Raw genomic sequence first — 18013 nt, forward strand, 5'->3', positions numbered from 1 at the left:
CGGTGACCGAGAAGGCCGACCTACAGTCCGTCCTCGACCGTGCCGCCGAGGGTGGGCGGATCACCCCCGAAGAGGCGCTCGCCCTCTACCGCGACGCCCCGCTGCACGCGCTCGGCTCCGCCGCGGACGCCGTACGCCGCCGCCGGTACGCCGGTACGGAGCACATCGCGACGTACATCATCGAGCGGAACATCAACTACACGAACGTCTGCGTCACGGCGTGCAAGTTCTGCGCGTTCTACGCCCCGCCGAAGGCCACGGACAAGGGCTGGACGCGCGACCTCGACGACATCCTGCGCCGGTGCGCGGAGACCGTCGAGCTCGGCGGCACGCAGATCATGTTCCAGGGCGGGCACCACCCCGACTACGGCGTCGAGTACTACGAGGAGCACTTCGCCGCGATCAAGGCCGCGTACCCGCAGCTCGTCATCCACAGCCTGGGGGCGAGCGAGGTCGAGCACATGGCCCGCATCTCCGAGGTGAGCGTGGAGGAGGCCATCACGCGTATCCACCGGGCGGGGCTCGACTCCTTCGCCGGTGCCGGCGCCGAGCTGCTGCCCGCGCGGCCCCGCAAGGCCATCGCCCCGCTGAAGGAGAGCGGCGAGCGCTGGCTGGAGATCATGGAGACCGCGCACAACCTGGGCGTGGAGTCCACGTCCACCATGCTCATGGGCACCGGCGAGACCAACGCCGAGCGCATCGAGCACCTGCGGATGATCCGTGACGTACAGGACCGGACGGGCGGCTTCCGCGCCTTCATCCCGTACACGTACCAGCCGGAGAACAACCACCTCAAGGGCCGTACGCAGGCCACGCTCTTCGAGTACCTGCGGATGATCGCCATCGCGCGGCTCTTCATGGACAACGTCGCCCACATCCAGGGCTCGTGGCTGACCACCGGCAAGGAGGTCGGCCAGCTGTCGCTGCACTACGGCGCGGACGACCTGGGATCGATCATGCTGGAGGAGAACGTCGTCTCCTCCGCGGGCGCGAAGCACCGCTCCAACCGCATGGAGATCATCGACCTGATCCGCAAGGCGGGGCGGGTGCCGGCGCAGCGGGCCACGACGTACGAGCACCTCGTCGTCCACGACGACCCGGCGAACGACCCCGTCGACGAGCGGGTGCAGTCGCACATCTCGTCGACGGCGATCGAGGGCGGGACCGCCCACCCCGGGCTGAAGCTGCTCGCGTCCAACTAGCGCCATGGCACTGACGATCCACGTCGCGGACGAGCTGCGCCTCGCCTGGGACGGCACCGGCGCCGTTCCCGGCGGGGCCGTCGCCGTGGAGGGGGACCGGGTCGCCGCGACGGGTGCCGCGGCCGAGCTCCAGGAACGGTTCCCCGGTGCGCGGGTGCGCCGGTGGCCCGGGGCGCTGGGTCCCGGACTGGTCCACGAGGGACCGCTGCCGGAGGCGCCGACGCCGCGTGAGCGGGTGCACGAGCTCTTGAAGCTGGGCGCGGTGGCGGTGCCGGCGGAGTCCGTGGCCGGGGCGGGGTTGCGGGCGGCCGCCGAGCGCGGTGGTGTGCGGGTCCTGCCGGAGGCGCGCCCTGCGACGATCACCGCCGGGGGCCGGGCCGACCTGGCGGTCTTCGCCGGGGACGGGTCGTGCGTGGCGACGGTGTGCGCGGGGCGACTGGTGCATCGGCGTCGATAGCCCCGGGCGTCGGGTACGCGGTCGTGCTCGGGACGCTGGTCGACCGGCTCTGGGAGGTCCCGGCCTTCGAGGCGTGTCTGCCGCTGGGGAGGCAGTGGTTCCTGTTCGGCGTCGGCTGGGTCCTCATCGCCGTGTTCGTGGTGCTGTGCGGATGGGTGGAGGACGTGGCCGCGGGGAAGAAGCCGAGACTGCTGCCCTGAGGCGGGCCCGCGGTGTGGCGCACCGGCCGGTGCGCGGACCGGCCGGTGTGCGGACCGGCCGGTGCGCGGGCCGGGCGGCGGCGGGCCGTCCGGCCCGTGCTGCCACAATGGGACCGTGACCCGCGCATCCCTGACCAAACAGCCGCACGAAGTCGCCTCGATGTTCGACGACGTCGCGGAACGCTACGACCTGACGAACGACGTGCTGTCGCTCGGCCAGGACCGGCTGTGGCGCAAGGAGGTCGCGAAGGCGGTCGACGCGCGGCCCGCCCAGAGGATCCTGGACCTCGCGGCGGGCACCGCCACCTCCTCACTGCCCTTCGCGCGCACGGGGGCGTACGTCGTTCCCTGCGACTTCTCCCTCGGGATGCTCAGGGTCGGCAAGAAGAACCACCCCTGGCTGCCGCTCACCGCGGGCGACGCCACGAGGCTGCCGTTCAAGGACGGCACCTTCGACGCGGTGACGATCTCCTTCGGCCTGCGCAACGTGCAGGACACGGACGCGGCGCTGCGGGAGCTGTACCGGGTGACGAAGCCCGGCGGGCGCGTGGTGATCTGCGAGTTCTCGCACCCGACCTGGACGCCGCTGCGCACGGTCTACACCGAGTACCTGATGCGTGCGCTGCCGCCGCTGGCCCGTACGGTCTGCTCGAACCCCGACGCGTACGTCTACCTCGCCGAGTCGATCCGCGAGTGGCCCGACCAGCCCGCCCTCGCCGAGCGCCTGATCGGGGCCGGCTGGTCGAAGGTGGCCTGGCGGAACCTCACGGGCGGGATCGTCGCGCTGCACCGCGGCGTCAAGCAGGGCTGACCACCGGGTCCGGGCAGCCGGCCACCGGGTCCGGGGAGCCTTCCCGGCCCGGGGCGTCGAGCGCGCGGTGCAGGCCGCCCGACGGCGGTGGGGGCAGGCGCGGTTCGCGCACTCCGGCACCGCCGCCGCCCTCGCCCTCGCCGAGGTCGAACCACACCGTGACGACCGCTCCGCGCGGTACCTCGGCGCCGGGCGGCGGGTACTGGCGTACGACGTGGTCGACGACGGTCAGGTCGAAGTCGGGCCGGTCGGGCGCGGTGAGGAGCACCCCACGCGCCTCGGCCGTCTCGCGCGCGTCCACGGCCATCAGACCGACGAGCCGCGGTACGCGCACTTCGGGTGTCTTGCGTGGAATGCGCACAGACGTCACCCCCAGCGGTACCGGCAGCGTAGGCCCGTGCCGGGCCCGCCGGAAGGCGCCGGGGCCGGGCGGCCGACCGCGGACCGGCCCCGGGCCCGAACCCGAACCCGTCAAAGAGCCAGCCGGTAGCAGTGCCCGAACTGGTCCGACGTGGGTGACGTGAACGTTTCGGCGAGCTCCATGCCCAGGCGTCCGGTCACGGCGATCGAGCGTTCGTTGCGGGAGTTCACCATCGCGACGACGCCGGCGACGCCGGCCGCGCGCACCCGGTCCAGCGTGGCCCGCGCCGCCGCGGTCACATAACCCCTGCCCCAGTACTCCCGCCCGAGCCGCCAGCCGATCTCGACCTCCCCCCTGGGCCCCCACTCGTGCGGCCACGGCTGGGCGCCGGTGAAGCCGATGACCCGTTTCTCCTCGTCGAGCACGGTCCAGAGGCAGAAACCGAACTCCGCGTCGTGCCGGCGCTGCCGGGCGGTCAGCTCCTCGTAGACGGACAGTTCGGCGGACCGGCCGCCGTGGAACTCCATGACGTCCGGGTGGTCGAAGACCCGGTGCCAGGCGAAGGCGTCCTCGTCGGTGGGGACGCGCAGGTGTACCACGGGCAGTGCTCGGTTCACGGGGCAGCCCTTCAGCCAGGCGGATCAGTACCGCTGCATAGACTGCCCATGTCACGTGCCCGTCAGCACGTGGATTTCGAGACCTCGCGCACTAAGACTTCGAGCCTTCGAGACTTGGGGAGACCCCGCCGTGACCGAGTCCCAGTCCCAGCCCCTCTCCGAACACTCCGCCGACGTGATCGTCGTCGGGGCCGGGCCAGCCGGTTCCACCACGGCGTACTACCTGGCCAAGGCCGGACTGGACGTCCTGCTCCTGGAGAAGACCGCCTTTCCGCGGGAGAAGGTGTGCGGCGACGGGCTGACGCCCCGCGCCACCAAGCAGCTCGTCTCCATGGGGATCGACATCTCGGAGGAGGCCGGCTGGCTGCGGAACAAAGGGCTCCGCATCATCGGCGGCGGTGTCCGCCTGCAACTGGACTGGCCGGAACTCGCCTCCTACCCGGACTACGGACTCGTCCGCAAGCGCGACGACTTCGACGAGCAGCTGGCCCGCCAGGCGCAGAAGGCCGGCGCGCGGCTGTACGAGCGCTGCAACGTCGGTGCCCCGATCGTCGACGACCGCACGGGCCGCATCACGGGCGTGCACGCCAAGCTCGGCGACGCCGACTCCAAGGAGAAGCGCGACGTCACCTTCCACGCGCCCCTGGTCGTCGCCGCCGACGGCAACTCGACCCGGCTCTCCCTGGCGATGGGCCTGCACCGCCGCGAGGACCGCCCGATGGGCGTCGCCGTGCGCACGTACTTCACCTCCCCGCGCCACGACGACGACTACCTGGAGTCGTGGCTGGAGCTGTGGGACCGCCGCGGTCCCGGCGAGGACCGCCTGCTGCCGGGCTACGGCTGGATCTTCGGCATGGGCGACGGCACGTCCAACGTCGGCCTGGGCGTCCTGAACACCTCGTCCTCGTTCAAGGAGCTGGACTGGCGCGAGGTCCTCAAGGCGTGGTGCGCCTCGATGCCGGCGGACTGGGGCTACACCCCGGAGAACATGACGATCCCGATCCGCGGGGCCGCCCTGCCGATGGCCTTCAACCGCCAGCCGCACTACACGAAGGGCCTGCTGCTCGTCGGCGACGCGGGCGGCATGGTGAACCCCTTCAACGGCGAGGGCATCGCCTACGCCATGGAGTCCGGGCAGATCGCCGCCGACGTCATCGTCCAGGCGCACGCCCGCGCCACCCCCGCCCAGCGCGAACTGGCCCTGCAGCGCTACCCGAAGGTCCTGAAGGACACGTACGGCGGCTACTACACGCTCGGCCGCGCCTTCGTGAAGCTCATCGGCAACCCGACGGTCATGAAGATCGCCGCGCAGCGCGGTCTGACGCACCCGATGCTGATGAGGTTCACGCTGAAGATGCTCGCCAACCTGACGGACCCGACGGGCGGCGACGCGATGGACCGCATCATCAACGGCCTGACGAAGGTCGCCCCGAAGGCGTAGCCGGTACGGCGGCCCGCTCCTCGCGGGCCGCTCCCCGCCGGGGACGACCCGGGGACGCCCCGGACACGACTGTGGGCCGCTTCCCCGACGGGGAAGCGGCCCACAGCCGCGCGACCGGAGGTCAGAGCACCCGCACCGCACCGTCCGCGGGGTAGCCCGACAGGTCCTGGATGACGACGCCCTTCGAGGGGTTCGCCGCGTCCAGGTACTGGCCGCCGCCGATGTAGACGCCCGTGTGGTACGCGGACCCGGCACCGCCCCAGTACAGGATGTCGCCGACCTGCAGGTTGGACAGGGAGACCTGGGTGCCGGCCAGGGACTGGTCCTGGGAGATGCGCGGCAGGTCGACACCGACCTGCTTGAACGCGGCCTGGACCAGGCCGGAGCAGTCCCACGCGTCGGGACCGGTGGCGCCCATGACGTAGGCGTCGCCGACCTGCGCCCGCAGGAAACCGATGACGGTGGCGACGCTGCCGCCGGCCGGGGCGGCCGCGGCGTCGTTGCCGGCCGCCGCGGAGGGCGCGGAGGAGGCCGTCGAGGCCGTCGTGAGGGTCGTGCGCTCCGCGGTGCGCGTGGCGCGCTCAGCGGCCTCCTTGCGGGCCTCCTCGGCCTTCTGCTTCTTGATCTCGGCCTGCTTCTTCGCGTCCGCGAGGTCCGCCTTGGCCTGCTTCGCGGCCTTCTCGGCGGCCGCGTCACGCTCGGCCCGCAGCTGGTAGTCCGCCGCGGCCTGCTGGGTGACCTCAGCGGACGCCGCGACCTGGGCGGTCAGGTCGGCCGTGAGGGTGGGCAGCTCGATGGTCTGGGTCACCGGCTCGGCCGCGTTGGCCGTTCCGGCGGCACCGGCCACTGCCAGGGTGCCGAGGACGCCACCGGCGACGCCGGCGCGCATCGCGAGCGCCGAACTGCTGCGAGGCCGGGGTTTCCGGTGGCTGCGTATGTGAGCGGTGTGGGACATAGGGACAACCGGTATCAGGGGCTCCTCCATACCTTCAAGAAACGTGTGGTGCGCCACAATTGTTCAACGGGCTCTCGAATCCCGGTCGCGTCGCCCTCTATTGACGCCGTAACGGGCATTGCGGACAGCGTCCGACGCGCCTGTGATCATTGCCTTTTCGCATTACGCCCGAATTGCCCGCCACCTACCACTGGTTGACGCGGATGGCCAAGCCCGCTTGTTTTCGCCCTGTGATCAATGTGACGCACGTCACGCAACGGGGGTCCCCGTGGCCGCGTCACGCGCGGGGTCGCGCGGGAGGTGTGGGAGCCGGCTCGGTGCCGACTCCCGCTAGTGAACGGATGCACGCGCCCGGCTCGTCCACAACGGACGTCCCAACTCCTCCCGGGGTGTGAACGAGTTCCTCTATCAAGCCGCCCCGTCCAGCGCCAATTTGCCCTGGATCCACTTCGCTTGATAGAGGGCCAAGCCCCGGACCAGCGAAGACGAGCGAAAATGTCACCTCTGGTGATCACTCGGACGCTTCTCGTACGAAGATCGGCACTCATCCGACTTCATGATCGTTCGCCGGGTGGTAGAGATCACAAAGACGTTGTCGCACCCCGTGTCGCAGATCACAGACCCACGGGCATAGGATGCGGGGCAGTTGGGCTTGTGACCTGCTTCACATGTGCGCGATCTTCGTGGAGCCGCAGGGAGCTCGTGCGCCCCACGGCAGCCGTGGGGTTCGCGGAGCAGGTGCGAGGCCGATGCAACCGCCAGCAGTCAATGCCGACTGAGAGGAGCGAGGAGCGGTGAACGCGTATGCGCCCATCCTCGTACTGGGAGCCCTCGGGGCAGGCTTTGCGATCTTCTCCGTGGTCATGGCCACGCTTATCGGTCCAAAGCGATACAACCGGGCCAAGCTCGAAGCCTACGAGTGCGGAATCGAGCCGACCCCCACGCCGGCGGGCGGCGGGCGGTTCCCCATCAAGTACTACCTGACGGCGATGCTCTTCATCATTTTCGATATCGAGATCGTCTTCCTCTACCCCTGGGCCGTCACCTTCGACGCGCTCGGGGTCTTCGGGCTCGTGGAGATGCTGCTCTTCGTGCTCACCGTCTTCGTCGCCTACGCGTACGTCTGGCGGCGCGGCGGCCTGGAATGGGACTGAGGCCCGTACGGGACTGAACCCCGTATGGGACTGACCCGGGCAAGGGACTGACCCCCGCAAGGGACTGAGCCCCGTACAGGGGACAGAGGAGCCATTGAGCATGGGACTCGAGGAAAAGCTGCCGAGCGGCTTTCTGCTGACCACCGTCGAGCAGGCCGCGGGATGGGTGCGCAAGTCGTCCGTCTTCCCCGCCACCTTCGGCCTCGCCTGCTGCGCCATCGAGATGATGACGACGGGCGCGGGCCGCTACGACCTGGCGCGCTTCGGCATGGAGGTCTTCCGCGGTTCGCCGCGCCAGGCCGACCTGATGATCGTCGCGGGACGCGTCAGCCAGAAGATGGCGCCGGTCCTGAGGCAGGTCTACGACCAGATGCCGAACCCCAAGTGGGTGATCTCCATGGGGGTCTGCGCCTCTTCGGGCGGCATGTTCAACAACTACGCGATCGTGCAGGGCGTCGATCACATCGTCCCCGTCGACATCTACCTGCCCGGCTGTCCGCCGCGGCCCGAGATGCTGATGGACGCGATCCTCAAGCTGCACCAGAAGATCCAGTCCTCCAAGCTCGGCGTGAACGCCGAGGAGGCGGCCCGGGAGGCGGAGGAAGCGGCGCTCAAGGCGCTCCCCACCATCGAGATGAAGGGGCTGCTGCGGTGAGCGGCGCGAACGGCAACGGCACGAACGGCACGGGTGGGGGAGCCGACCGCCCCAACCCCGACAAGGACCTCGGCGCCTCCAACCTGCCGGGGCAGCGCGGCGACGGCGGCGAGGAGATCCGCGTCCAGCGCGGCATGTTCGGCGCCGACAGCGGCGGCGACACCTCCGGGTACGGCGGCCTGGTCCGCTCGATCCGTCTGCCCGGCCCGGCCACCCGCCCGTACGGCGGCTGGTTCGACGAGGTCGCCGACGAGCTCGAAGGGGCCCTGGAGGAGCAGGACCTGCTCCCGGAGAACGTGATCGGGAAGACGGTCGTCGACCGCGGCGAACTCACCTTCCACATCGAACGCGAGCACCTGCCGCGCGTCGCCCGGACCCTGCGCGACGACCCGGCCCTGCGCTTCGAGCTGTGCACCGGCGTGAGCGGTGTGCACTACCCGGCCGACAAGGGCCGCGAACTGCACGCCGTCTACCACCTGCGCTCGATCACCCACAACCGGCTGATCCGCCTGGAGGTCAGCGCCCCGGACAGCGATCCGCGCATCCCGTCCCTGGTCGGGGTCTATCCGACCAACGACTGGCACGAGCGCGAGGCGTACGACTTCTTCGGCATCGTCTTCGAGGGCCACCCGGCGCTGACGCGGATCATGATGCCGGACGACTGGCAGGGCTTTCCGCAGCGCAAGGACTATCCCCTCGGCGGCATCGCCGTCGAGTACAAGGGCGCCCAGATCCCGGCTCCGGACCAGCGGAGGTCGTACTCATGAGTACACAGTCAGCATCTGCCCGGGAGACCACCGAGGGCACCGTCTACACGGTCACCGGCGGCGACTGGGACGAGGTCGTCCAGACCGCGGCGAAGGCCGACGACGAGCGCATCGTCGTCAACATGGGCCCCCAGCACCCCTCCACCCACGGCGTGCTCCGGCTCATCCTGGAGATCGAGGGCGAGACGGTCACCGAGGCCCGCTGCGGCATCGGCTACCTGCACACCGGCATCGAGAAGAACCTCGAATACCGGACGTGGACCCAGGGCACCACCTTCGTGACGCGCATGGACTACCTGACGTCCTTCTTCAACGAGACCGCGTACTGCCTCGCCGTCGAGAAGCTCCTCGGCATCGAGGACCAGGTCCCGGACCGCGCCACGATCATCCGGGTGCTCCTGATGGAGCTGAACCGGCTCTCCTCGCACCTGGTGTGCATCGCCACCGGCGGCATGGAGCTCGGCGCCACCACGATCATGATCTACGGCTTCCGTGACCGTGAACTCATCCTCGACCTCTACGAACTCATCACCGGCCTGCGCATGAACCACGCGTTCATCCGGCCCGGCGGTCTCGCCCAGGACCTGCCCCCGGGCGCGGTGGACCACATCCGCGAGTTCGTGAAGAAGATGCAGAAGAACCTTCCCGAGTACGACAAGCTCGCCACCGGGAACCCCATCTTCAAGGCCCGTATGCAGGACGTCGGCCACCTCGACCTGACCGGCTGCATGGCCCTCGGCGCCACCGGGCCGATCCTGCGGTCCGCGGGGCTCCCGCACGACCTGCGCAAGGCCCAGCCCTACTGCGGCTACGAGACGTACGACTTCGACGTCCCGACCACGGACACCGCCGACGCGTACGGGCGCTTCCTGATCCGGCTGGAGGAGATGCGCCAGTCGCTCGCGATCGTCGAGCAGTGCCTGGACCGGCTCCAGCCCGGACCGGTCATGGTCACCGACAAGAAGATCGCCTGGCCCGCCCAGCTCGCGCTCGGCCCCGACGGTCTCGGCAACTCGCTCGACCACATCAAGAAGATCATGGGCACCTCCATGGAGGCCCTGATCCACCACTTCAAGCTGGTGACCGAAGGTTTCCGCGTCCCGCCGGGACAGGCGTACGCGGCCGTCGAGTCGCCCAAGGGGGAACTCGGCGTGCACGCCGTGTCCGACGGAGGCACCCGTCCCTACCGGGTCCACTACCGGGACCCGTCCTTCACCAATCTGCAGGCCATGGCGGCGATGTGCGAGGGCGGCCAGGTCGCCGACGTCATCGTCGCCGTCGCGTCCATCGACCCCGTGATGGGAGGCGTCGACCGGTGACCACCACCACCCCTTCCGGACAGGGCGTACAGCCACAGGGCCCGCAGTCGCAGGGTCCGCAGCCGCAGGGCGTCAGCCTGGGCATGCCCCAGCTGCCCGCGCCGGACTACCCGGACGACGTCCGGGCCAGGCTGGAGGCGGACGCGCGCGAGGTCGTCGCCCGCTACCCGGACTCCCGTTCCGCGCTCCTCCCGCTGCTGCACCTCGTGCAGTCGGAGGAGGGGCACGTCACGCGCACGGGACAGCGGTTCTGCGCGGAGGTGCTCGGCCTCACCACGGCCGAGGTGACCGCGGTCGCGACCTTCTACTCCATGTACCGCCGCAGGCCGGGCGGCGACTACCAGGTGGGTGTCTGCACCAACACGCTGTGCGCGGTGATGGGCGGCGACGCGATCTTCGAAGCCCTCCAGGAGCACCTGGGCGTCGGCAACGGGGAGACCACGGACGACGGCAAGGTCACCCTGGAGCACATCGAGTGCAACGCGGCCTGCGACTTCGCGCCGGTCGTGATGGTCAACTGGGAGTTCTTCGACAACCAGACCGTTCAGAGCGCGAAGGGCCTCGTCGACGACCTGCGCGCGGGCGCCCGGGTCGAGCCGACGCGCGGCGCCCCCCTGTGCACGTTCAAGGACACCTCCCGCATCCTGGCCGGCTTCCCCGACGAGCGCCCCGGCGCGGTCGAGGCGGGCGGCACGGCGGGCCACGCCTCGCTGACCGGCCTGCGGCTGGCCAAGGGGGAGGCGGGTCCGGCGCGCGTGGTGCACCCGCGCGGTTCCGGCACCCCAGCGGCCGCCGGAACGCCCGCGGCCTCCGGAGACTCCCGGGACGGCTCGCCGCACGACCCGTCCCCGACCGAGCACCTCAGTTCGCACGACGCGCCGCAGGACACGGCGGCCTCCGACCCGGACCACCCGGCCGGGCCCGCCGCCGAGGAGGGGGAGTGATGACCGTGTCCACTCAGTACGGGGACACCTCCCGGCCGGGGGCCGGGGGAGGGAACGACCCCGGGAACAGCTCCGGGAACGGTTCCGGGAACAGCCCCGAGAAGCTGCTCTCACCGGTGCTGTCGGCCTTCTGGGACGAGGACAGGTCCTGGTCGCTGGACGTGTACCGCAGGCACGACGGGTACGAGGGCCTGCGCAAGGCGTTCGCCATGTCACCGGACGACCTCATCGCCTACGTGAAGGAGTCCGGTCTGCGCGGCCGCGGCGGCGCCGGGTTCCCCACCGGGATGAAGTGGCAGTTCATCCCCCAGGGCGACGGGAAGCCGCACTATCTCGTCGTCAACGCCGACGAGTCGGAGCCGGGGACCTGCAAGGACATCCCGCTCCTCTTCGCGAACCCGCACAGCCTCATCGAGGGCATCGTCATCGCCTGCTACGCGATCCGCTCCTCGCACGCCTTCATCTACCTGCGGGGTGAAGTCGTCCCGGTACTGCGCCGGTTGCACGAGGCCGTGCGCGAGGCGTACGAGGCGGGCTACCTGGGCGAGAACATCCTGGGCAGCGGACTGGACCTGCAGCTCACCGTGCACGCGGGCGCGGGCGCGTACATCTGCGGTGAGGAGACCGCGCTGCTCGACTCGCTCGAAGGCCGCCGCGGCCAGCCGCGACTCCGGCCCCCCTTCCCCGCGGTCGCGGGTCTCTACGCCTGCCCCACCGTGGTGAACAACGTCGAGTCGATCGCGTCGGTTCCCGCGATCCTCCACCAGGGCAAGGAGTGGTTCCGCTCGATGGGCAGCGAGAAGTCCCCGGGCTTCACGCTCTACTCGCTCAGCGGCCACGTCACCAGCCCCGGGCAGTACGAGGCCCCGCTCGGCATCACGCTGCGCCAGCTCCTCGACATGAGCGGCGGCATCCGGGCCGGGCACCGCCTGAAGTTCTGGACGCCGGGCGGCTCCTCGACCCCGATGTTCACCGACGAGCACCTCGACGTCCCCCTCGACTACGAAGGGGTGGGCGCCGCGGGTTCCATGCTCGGCACGAAGGCGCTCCAGTGCTTCGACGAGACGACCTGTGTCGTACGGGCCGTCACCCGGTGGACCGAGTTCTACGCCCACGAGTCCTGCGGCAAGTGCACACCCTGCCGCGAGGGCACGTACTGGCTCGTGCAGCTGCTGCGCGACATCGAGGCCGGCAAGGGCGTCATGTCCGACCTCGACAAGCTGAACGACATCGCCGACAACATCAACGGCAAGTCCTTCTGCGCCCTCGGCGACGGCGCGGCCTCCCCGATCTTCTCCTCCCTCAAGTACTTCCGAGAGGAGTACGAGGAGCACATCACGGGCCGCGGCTGCCCCTTCGACCCCGCGAGGTCGACGGCCTGGGCGGACCAGGACAAGCACACGGAGGTGAACGCATGACCGTGACCACGAGCGCTCCCTCCGGAGGCGGGGAGGCGGCGGTCCCGCCGGAGGATCTCGTCTCGCTGAGCATCGACGGCATCGAGATCAGCGTGCCCAAGGGCACCCTGGTGATCCGCGCCGCCGAACAGCTCGGCATCGACATCCCCCGGTTCTGCGACCACCCCCTCCTCGACCCGGCCGGCGCCTGCCGCCAGTGCATCGTCGAGGTCGAGGGCCAGCGCAAGCCCATGGCGTCCTGCACGATCACCTGCACGGACGGCATGGTCGTCAAGACCCACCTCACCTCCCCGGTCGCCGAGAAGGCCCAGAAGGGGGTGATGGAGCTCCTGCTCATCAACCACCCGCTGGACTGCCCCGTCTGCGACAAGGGCGGCGAGTGCCCGCTGCAGAACCAGGCCATGTCGCACGGCCACGCCGAGTCGCGCTTCGAAGGAAAGAAGCGGACGTACGAGAAGCCCGTCCCGATCTCCACCCAGGTGCTGCTCGACCGCGAGCGGTGCGTGCTGTGCGCCCGCTGCACCCGGTTCTCCAACCAGGTCGCGGGCGACCCGATGATCGAGCTGATCGAGCGCGGCGCGCTCCAGCAGGTCGGCACCGGCGAGGGCGACCCCTTCGAGTCGTACTTCTCCGGCAACACCATCCAGATCTGCCCGGTCGGGGCGCTCACCTCGGCGGCGTACCGCTTCCGTTCGCGCCCCTTCGACCTCGTCTCCTCGCCCTCGGTGTGCGAGCACTGCTCCGGCGGCTGCGCGACCCGCACCGACCACCGCCGCGGCAAGGTCCTGCGGCGCCTCGCGGCCGACGACCCCGAGGTCAACGAGGAGTGGATGTGCGACAAGGGGCGGTTCGGATTCCGGTACGCCCAGCAGCGGGACCGGCTGACGACGCCCCTGGTGCGCGGGGCCTCCGGTGAGCTGGAGCCCGCCTCGTGGCCCGAGGCGCTGGAGGCGGCGGCCCAGGGGCTGCTGGCCGCCCGCTCCCGGGCCGGCGTCCTCACCGGCGGCCGGCTGACCGTCGAGGACGCCTACGCGTACAGCAAGTTCGCGCGCGTGGCCCTCGACACCAACGACATCGACTTCCGCGCACGCGTGCACAGCGCCGAGGAGGCCGAGTTCCTGGCCGCCCACGTCGCCGGACGCGGAAGGGACCTCGACGGTACGGGGGTCACGTACACCGCCCTGGAGAAGGCGCCCGCGGTCCTGCTCGCCGGGTTCGAGTCCGAGGAGGAGGCGCCCGGCGTCTTCCTGCGGCTGCGCAAGGCGTGGCGCGGACACGGGCAGCGGACCTTCTCGCTGGCCACGCACGCGACGCGCGGCCTGGAGAAGGCGGGCGGCACGCTGCTGTCGGCCGCCCCCGGCACCGAGACCGAGTGGCTGGACGCGCTCGCCTCCGGGGTCGGCCTGGACGAGGACGGGGCGCGGGCCGCCGAGGCGCTGCGCGCCGAGGGCGCCGTGATCGTCGTCGGCGAACGGCTGGCCTCGGTGCGGGGCGGGCTCACCGCGGCCGTACGGACCGCCACCGCCACCGGCGCCCGCCTGGTGTGGATCCCGCGCCGGGCCGGGGAACGCGGCGCGATCGAGGCGGGGGCGCTGCCCTCGCTGCTGCCCGGCGGACGTCCGGCCACCGACCCGCGCGCGCGGGACGAGGTCATCCAGGCATGGCGGATCGCCGCCCTCCCGCACCGCCACGGACGCGACACCGGGCAGATCGTCGAGGCCGCCGCCGACGGCGGACTCTCCGCGCTCGTCGTGGCCGGCGTGGAGGTCGCCGACCTCCCCGATCCCACGCGCGCGCGTGCGGCCCTGTCCGCGGTGGGCTTCCTGGTGTCGCTGGAGCTGCGGCCCAGCGAGGTCACCGCGCACGCGGACGTCGTGCTGCCCGTCGCCGCGGTCGCCGAGAAGGCGGGCACCTTCCTCAACTGGGAGGGCCGGGCGCGGCTCTTCGAGGCCGCTCTCAAGCCCGACCAGATGACCCGCCGGGTGGCGCCCACCGACGCGCGCGTCCTGCAGATGCTGGCCGACGCCATGGACGTCCACCTGGGCCTGCCCGACCTGCGCGCCGCGCGCCTGGAGCTGGACCGGCTCGGCGCCTGGGACGGGCCGCGGGCCACCGGACCGCTCGCGACCGCGGCCCAGCCGCCGCGCCCCGCCGCCGGGGAGGCCGTGCTCGCCGGGCACCGGCTGCTCCTCGACCAGGGACGCCTCCAGGAGGGCGACGAGGCGCTCGCCGGGACCCGGCACGCCGCCCACGCGCGCGTGTCGCCCGCCACGGCCGCCGAGGCGGGCGTCAGGGACGGCGACACGCTGGCCGTGACAGGACCCTCCGGAGTGGCCGAACTCCCGCTGCGGATCACCGAGATGCCCGACCGCGTGGTCTGGCTCCCGCTGAACTCCGCCGGGGGAGGCGTCGCCTCGGACACGGGCGCGACCCCCGGCGCACTCGTCCGCATCGGACCGGCGACGACCGCCGCCGAAGCCCCCAAGGTGGTGGAGGCATGACCCCGAACCTCGCCGCGCCGGTACACCTGGCCGCGGAGGACCTCTCCATGTTCGGCCACGACCCCTGGTGGCTGGTCGTCGTCAAGGCGGTGTTCTGCTTCGCCTTCCTGATGATCACCGTGCTCTTCTCCATCGTGTGGGAGCGCAAGGTCGTCGCCTGGATGCAGCTGCGCATCGGCCCCAACCGGCACGGCCCCTGGGGCATGCTCCAGTCGCTCGCCGACGGCGTGAAGCTGATGCTCAAGGAAGACCTGATCGTCAAACGCGCGGACAAGGTCGTCTACGTCCTCGCGCCGGTCGTGGCGGCCGTCCCGGCCTTCATGGCGATCGCCGTGATCCCCTTCGGACCGGCCGGCAACGAGATCTCGATCTTCGGCCACCGCACCACGATGCAGCTCACCGACCTGCCGATCGCGATGCTCTACATCCTGGCGGTCGCCTCGGTCGGCATCTACGGCATCGTCCTGGCGGGCTGGTCCTCCGGATCGACGTACCCGCTGCTCGGCGGTCTGCGCTCGTGCGCGCAGATGATCTCGTACGAGATCGCCATGGGCGCCGCGTTCGCGTCGGTGTTCCTGTACTCGGGCTCGATGTCGACCTCGGAGATCGTGGCCCAGCAGGAGGACCGCTGGTTCGTCCTCCTGCTGCCGGTGTCGTTCCTGATCTACATCGTGACGATGATCGGCGAGACCAACCGCGCCCCGTTCGACATGCCGGAGTCCGAGGGCGACCTGGTCGGCGGCTTCAACACCGAGTACTCGTCCATCAAGTTCGCGCTCTTCATGCTCGCCGAGTACGTGAACATGGTGACCGTCTCGGCGGTCTCCGTGACGCTCTTCCTGGGCGGCTGGCGGGCCCCCTGGCCGGTCAGCACCTTCTGGGAGGGCGCGAACCACGGCTGGTGGCCGATGCTCTGGTTCGTCGTCAAGGTGCAGCTGCTGCTGTTCTTCTTCATCTGGCTGCGCGGCACGCTGCCCCGCGTGCGCTACGACCAGCTGATGAAGCTCGGCTGGAAGGTCCTGATCCCGGTCTCGGTGGTCTGGCTGATGCTCGTCGCGACCGTGCGGACGCTGCGCAACGAGAACTACGACTTCGCCGACATCGCCCTGTACGTGGGCGGCGCGGTCCTCGTCCTGCTGCTGCTCTCCTTCGTCGCCGACATGTTCCGCGAACGCAGGGCCGCCGCCCAGGAGGCGCCGCAGGAGCCCACCGCCTTCGACCCGATGGCGGGCGGGTTCCCCGTACCGCCGCTGCCGGGACAGGAGCTGCCGCCGGTGCCCCGGCGCCGCCCGCGCCGGGAGCGGGAGCTCATTGTCAGTGGTGGACCCGATACTGCCAGTGACGGATCCGATGGACCTCGTGACGGAAAGGAGGCGTCCGATGGCCGATGAGCAGAAGGAGACCGACCCCGGTTTCCAGAACCCCGTCGCAGGCTTCGGCGTGACCTTCAAGGCCATGTTCAAGAAGCGGCTGACCGAGCAGTACCCGGAGCAGAAGAAGACCACCGCTCCGCGCTTCCACGGCCGGCACCAGCTCAACCGGCATCCGGACGGCCTGGAGAAGTGCGTCGGCTGCGAGCTGTGCGCCTGGGCCTGCCCCGCCGACGCGATCTACGTGGAGGGCGCGGACAACACCGAGGAGGAGCGCTACTCCCCGGGCGAGCGGTACGGGCGGGTCTACCAGATCAACTACGCCCGCTGCATCCTGTGCGGCCTGTGCATCGAGGCGTGCCCCACGCGCGCGCTGACGATGACCAACGAGTTCGAGCTGGCCGACAGCAGCCGCGCCAACCTCATCTACACCAAGGAGCAGCTGCTCGCCGGCCTGGAGGAGGGCATGGTCGAGGCACCGCACTCGATCTTCCCGGGCACGGACGAGCAGGACTACTACCGGGGGCTGGTCACCGAGGCCGCGCCGGGTACGCGGCAGCAGGTCGCCCACTCCAAGGGGGAGGTCCCCCAGGAGGGCGCCTCCACCTTCGGCGAGGACGAGCCGGCGTCGGGGGAGGTGATCGGCCGATGAGCGCGCACCTCGCCGCCGGAGCCGGCTCGCCGGCCACCGACGCCGCCCTCGCGGCCTACTCCACCTCCACCGGGGAGGCCGTCCAGTTCTGGGTCCTCGGTACCGTCGCCGTGCTCGGCGCCCTGTGCACCGTCTTCCTGAAGAGGGCCGTGCACAGCGCGCTCTGCCTGGCCGGAACCATGATCGTCCTGGCGGTGTTCTACCTCGCCAACGGCGCGTACTTCCTGGGCATCGTGCAGGTCGTCGTCTACACCGGCGCGATCATGATGCTGTTCCTCTTCGTGGTCATGCTCGTCGGTGTCACCGCGGCGGACTCCCTCAAGGAGACCGTCAAGGGGCAGCGCTGGCTGGCCCTCCTGTGCGGCCTCGGCTTCGGCATCCTGCTGTGCGCGGGCATCGGCAACGCGTCGCTGACGGAGTTCGACGGCCTCGCGCAGGCCAACGCCGGCGGCAACGTGGAGGGTCTGGCGGCCCTCATCTTCACGAAGTACGTCTTCGCGTTCGAGATCACCGGCGCCCTGCTCATCACGGCCGCCGTCGGCGCCATGGTGCTCACCCACCGCGAGCGCACCGAGCGGGCCAGGACCCAGCGCGAGCTGGCCGCGGAGCGCGTGCGCGCGGGCAAGCAGCTCCCGCCGCTGCCCGCCCCCGGCGTCTACGCCCGGCACAACGCGGTGGACATCGCCGGCCTCCTGCCGGACGGCACCCCGTCCGAGCTGACCGTCATCGGCACACTGCGCGAGCGCGGCCAGATCCGTGACGTGTCGGACCAGGCCATCAAGGACCTCAGGGCCCTCGAACAGCGGGCCGGGGAGCGGCTCGGCCGCGGCGACCGCGCAGCGCGCGAGGACCGCGAAGGCCGCGCAGAGGAGGCCGCGAAGTGAACCCCGTCAACTACCTGTACCTCGCCGCCCTGCTGTTCACGATCGGCGCCACCGGCGTCCTGATCAGGCGGAACGCGATCGTGGTGTTCATGTGCGTCGAGCTGATGCTCAACGCCTGCAACCTCGCGTTCGTCGCCTTCTCCCGGATGCACGGCAATCTCGACGGCCAGATCATCGCCTTCTTCACGATGGTCGTCGCCGCCGCGGAGGTCGTGGTCGGGCTCGCGATCATCGTGTCGCTGTTCCGTTCCCGCCACTCGGCCTCGGTCGACGACGCCAGCCTGATGAAGCTGTAAGGGGTCGCT

At 70.8% G+C, this 18013-nt stretch carries 18 protein-coding genes and 1 pseudogene; 16 read left to right on the top strand and 3 right to left on the bottom strand.

Features of this window, described 5'->3' with window-relative positions; translation table 11 throughout:
• Positions 1 to 2: 2 nt before the first annotated feature.
• From mqnC to KM933_RS17965, 4 genes and pseudogenes are all read left to right on the top strand, one after another.
• Entirely contained in the window at positions 3 to 1202 is a 1200-nt protein-coding gene (gene mqnC / locus KM933_RS17950; RefSeq protein WP_221353331.1) for a cyclic dehypoxanthinyl futalosine synthase, read from the top strand.
• A gap of 4 nt (positions 1203 to 1206) precedes the next feature.
• Positions 1207 to 1659: an imidazolonepropionase-like domain-containing protein gene (locus KM933_RS17955; protein WP_221353333.1), complete on the top strand. Its 453-nt coding sequence runs from the start codon at positions 1207 to 1209 to the stop codon at positions 1657 to 1659.
• Positions 1660 to 1694: 35 nt separating this feature from the next.
• Positions 1695 to 1859, top strand: a pseudogene (locus KM933_RS17960) (acyltransferase family protein); the annotation flags it as partial.
• A 115-nt stretch (positions 1860 to 1974) separates the two neighbouring features.
• Complete coding sequence (locus tag KM933_RS17965; protein ID WP_221353335.1) at positions 1975 to 2670, top strand: demethylmenaquinone methyltransferase; 696 nt, start codon at positions 1975 to 1977, stop codon at positions 2668 to 2670.
• On the opposite strand, the gene KM933_RS17970 is transcribed toward KM933_RS17965, so the two are convergent.
• Positions 2657 to 3031, bottom strand: a complete 375-nt coding sequence (locus KM933_RS17970; protein ID WP_221353337.1) for a PASTA domain-containing protein — start codon at positions 3029 to 3031, stop codon at positions 2657 to 2659. The genes KM933_RS17965 and KM933_RS17970 overlap by 14 nt on opposite strands.
• Positions 3032 to 3141: 110 nt before the next feature.
• On the bottom strand, positions 3142 to 3648 hold the full coding sequence (locus KM933_RS17975; protein ID WP_221353339.1) for a GNAT family N-acetyltransferase: 507 nt from the start codon (positions 3646 to 3648) through the stop codon (positions 3142 to 3144).
• Between the two features lie 130 nt (positions 3649 to 3778).
• Here KM933_RS17975 and KM933_RS17980 point away from each other — a divergent pair, with 130 nt between their 5' ends.
• A complete protein-coding gene (locus KM933_RS17980; RefSeq protein ID WP_221353340.1) occupies positions 3779 to 5089 on the top strand; it encodes a geranylgeranyl reductase family protein in 1311 nt (436 codons plus the stop codon).
• A gap of 121 nt (positions 5090 to 5210) precedes the next feature.
• On the opposite strand, the gene KM933_RS17985 is transcribed toward KM933_RS17980, so the two are convergent.
• A complete protein-coding gene (locus KM933_RS17985; protein ID WP_221353342.1) occupies positions 5211 to 6074 on the bottom strand; it encodes a C40 family peptidase in 864 nt (287 codons plus the stop codon).
• A 764-nt stretch (positions 6075 to 6838) separates the two neighbouring features.
• Here KM933_RS17985 and KM933_RS17990 point away from each other — a divergent pair.
• The 11 genes from KM933_RS17990 to nuoK all read left to right on the top strand — a co-directional run bounded on the left by KM933_RS17990 (position 6839) and on the right by nuoK (position 18004).
• Positions 6839 to 7198, top strand: a complete 360-nt coding sequence (locus tag KM933_RS17990) for an NADH-quinone oxidoreductase subunit A (RefSeq protein WP_033319564.1) — start codon at positions 6839 to 6841, stop codon at positions 7196 to 7198.
• A 100-nt stretch (positions 7199 to 7298) separates the two neighbouring features.
• Entirely contained in the window at positions 7299 to 7853 is a 555-nt protein-coding gene (locus KM933_RS17995; RefSeq protein ID WP_018528252.1) for a NuoB/complex I 20 kDa subunit family protein, read from the top strand.
• Positions 7850 to 8620 carry an NADH-quinone oxidoreductase subunit C gene (locus tag KM933_RS18000; protein ID WP_221353344.1) on the top strand — a complete coding sequence of 257 codons (771 nt, stop codon included), beginning with the start codon at positions 7850 to 7852 and terminating at the stop codon, positions 8618 to 8620. Before KM933_RS17995 ends, KM933_RS18000 begins: the two co-directional genes overlap by 4 nt.
• On the top strand, positions 8617 to 9939 hold the full coding sequence (locus KM933_RS18005) for an NADH-quinone oxidoreductase subunit D (RefSeq protein WP_221353346.1): 1323 nt from the start codon (positions 8617 to 8619) through the stop codon (positions 9937 to 9939). Before KM933_RS18000 ends, KM933_RS18005 begins: the two co-directional genes overlap by 4 nt.
• 83 nt (positions 9940 to 10022) lie before the next feature.
• The gene (gene nuoE / locus KM933_RS18010; RefSeq protein ID WP_221353398.1) at positions 10023 to 10883 is read left to right on the top strand and encodes an NADH-quinone oxidoreductase subunit NuoE; all 861 of its coding nucleotides are present in this window, start codon (positions 10023 to 10025) and stop codon (positions 10881 to 10883) included.
• Positions 10883 to 12301 (top strand): NADH-quinone oxidoreductase subunit NuoF, encoded by a 1419-nt coding sequence (gene nuoF / locus KM933_RS18015; protein ID WP_221353348.1) that lies wholly within the window; start codon positions 10883 to 10885, stop codon positions 12299 to 12301. Before nuoE ends, nuoF begins: the two co-directional genes overlap by 1 nt.
• Entirely contained in the window at positions 12298 to 14802 is a 2505-nt protein-coding gene (locus KM933_RS18020) for an NADH-quinone oxidoreductase subunit G (protein WP_221353350.1), read from the top strand. The genes nuoF and KM933_RS18020 overlap by 4 nt, the downstream gene beginning before the upstream one ends.
• Positions 14799 to 16193 (top strand): NADH-quinone oxidoreductase subunit NuoH, encoded by a 1395-nt coding sequence (gene nuoH / locus KM933_RS18025; protein WP_221353352.1) that lies wholly within the window; start codon positions 14799 to 14801, stop codon positions 16191 to 16193. Before KM933_RS18020 ends, nuoH begins: the two co-directional genes overlap by 4 nt.
• A complete protein-coding gene (nuoI, locus tag KM933_RS18030; RefSeq protein ID WP_221353353.1) occupies positions 16183 to 16824 on the top strand; it encodes an NADH-quinone oxidoreductase subunit NuoI in 642 nt (213 codons plus the stop codon). Before nuoH ends, nuoI begins: the two co-directional genes overlap by 11 nt.
• On the top strand, positions 16821 to 17708 hold the full coding sequence (locus KM933_RS18035) for an NADH-quinone oxidoreductase subunit J (RefSeq protein ID WP_221353355.1): 888 nt from the start codon (positions 16821 to 16823) through the stop codon (positions 17706 to 17708). Before nuoI ends, KM933_RS18035 begins: the two co-directional genes overlap by 4 nt.
• Positions 17705 to 18004 (top strand): NADH-quinone oxidoreductase subunit NuoK, encoded by a 300-nt coding sequence (gene nuoK / locus KM933_RS18040; RefSeq protein ID WP_004927567.1) that lies wholly within the window; start codon positions 17705 to 17707, stop codon positions 18002 to 18004. The genes KM933_RS18035 and nuoK overlap by 4 nt, the downstream gene beginning before the upstream one ends.
• Positions 18005 to 18013: the final 9 nt, after the last annotated feature.

The organism is Streptomyces beigongshangae (assembly GCF_019710745.1).
GTDB lineage: Bacteria > Actinomycetota > Actinomycetes > Streptomycetales > Streptomycetaceae > Streptomyces > Streptomyces beigongshangae.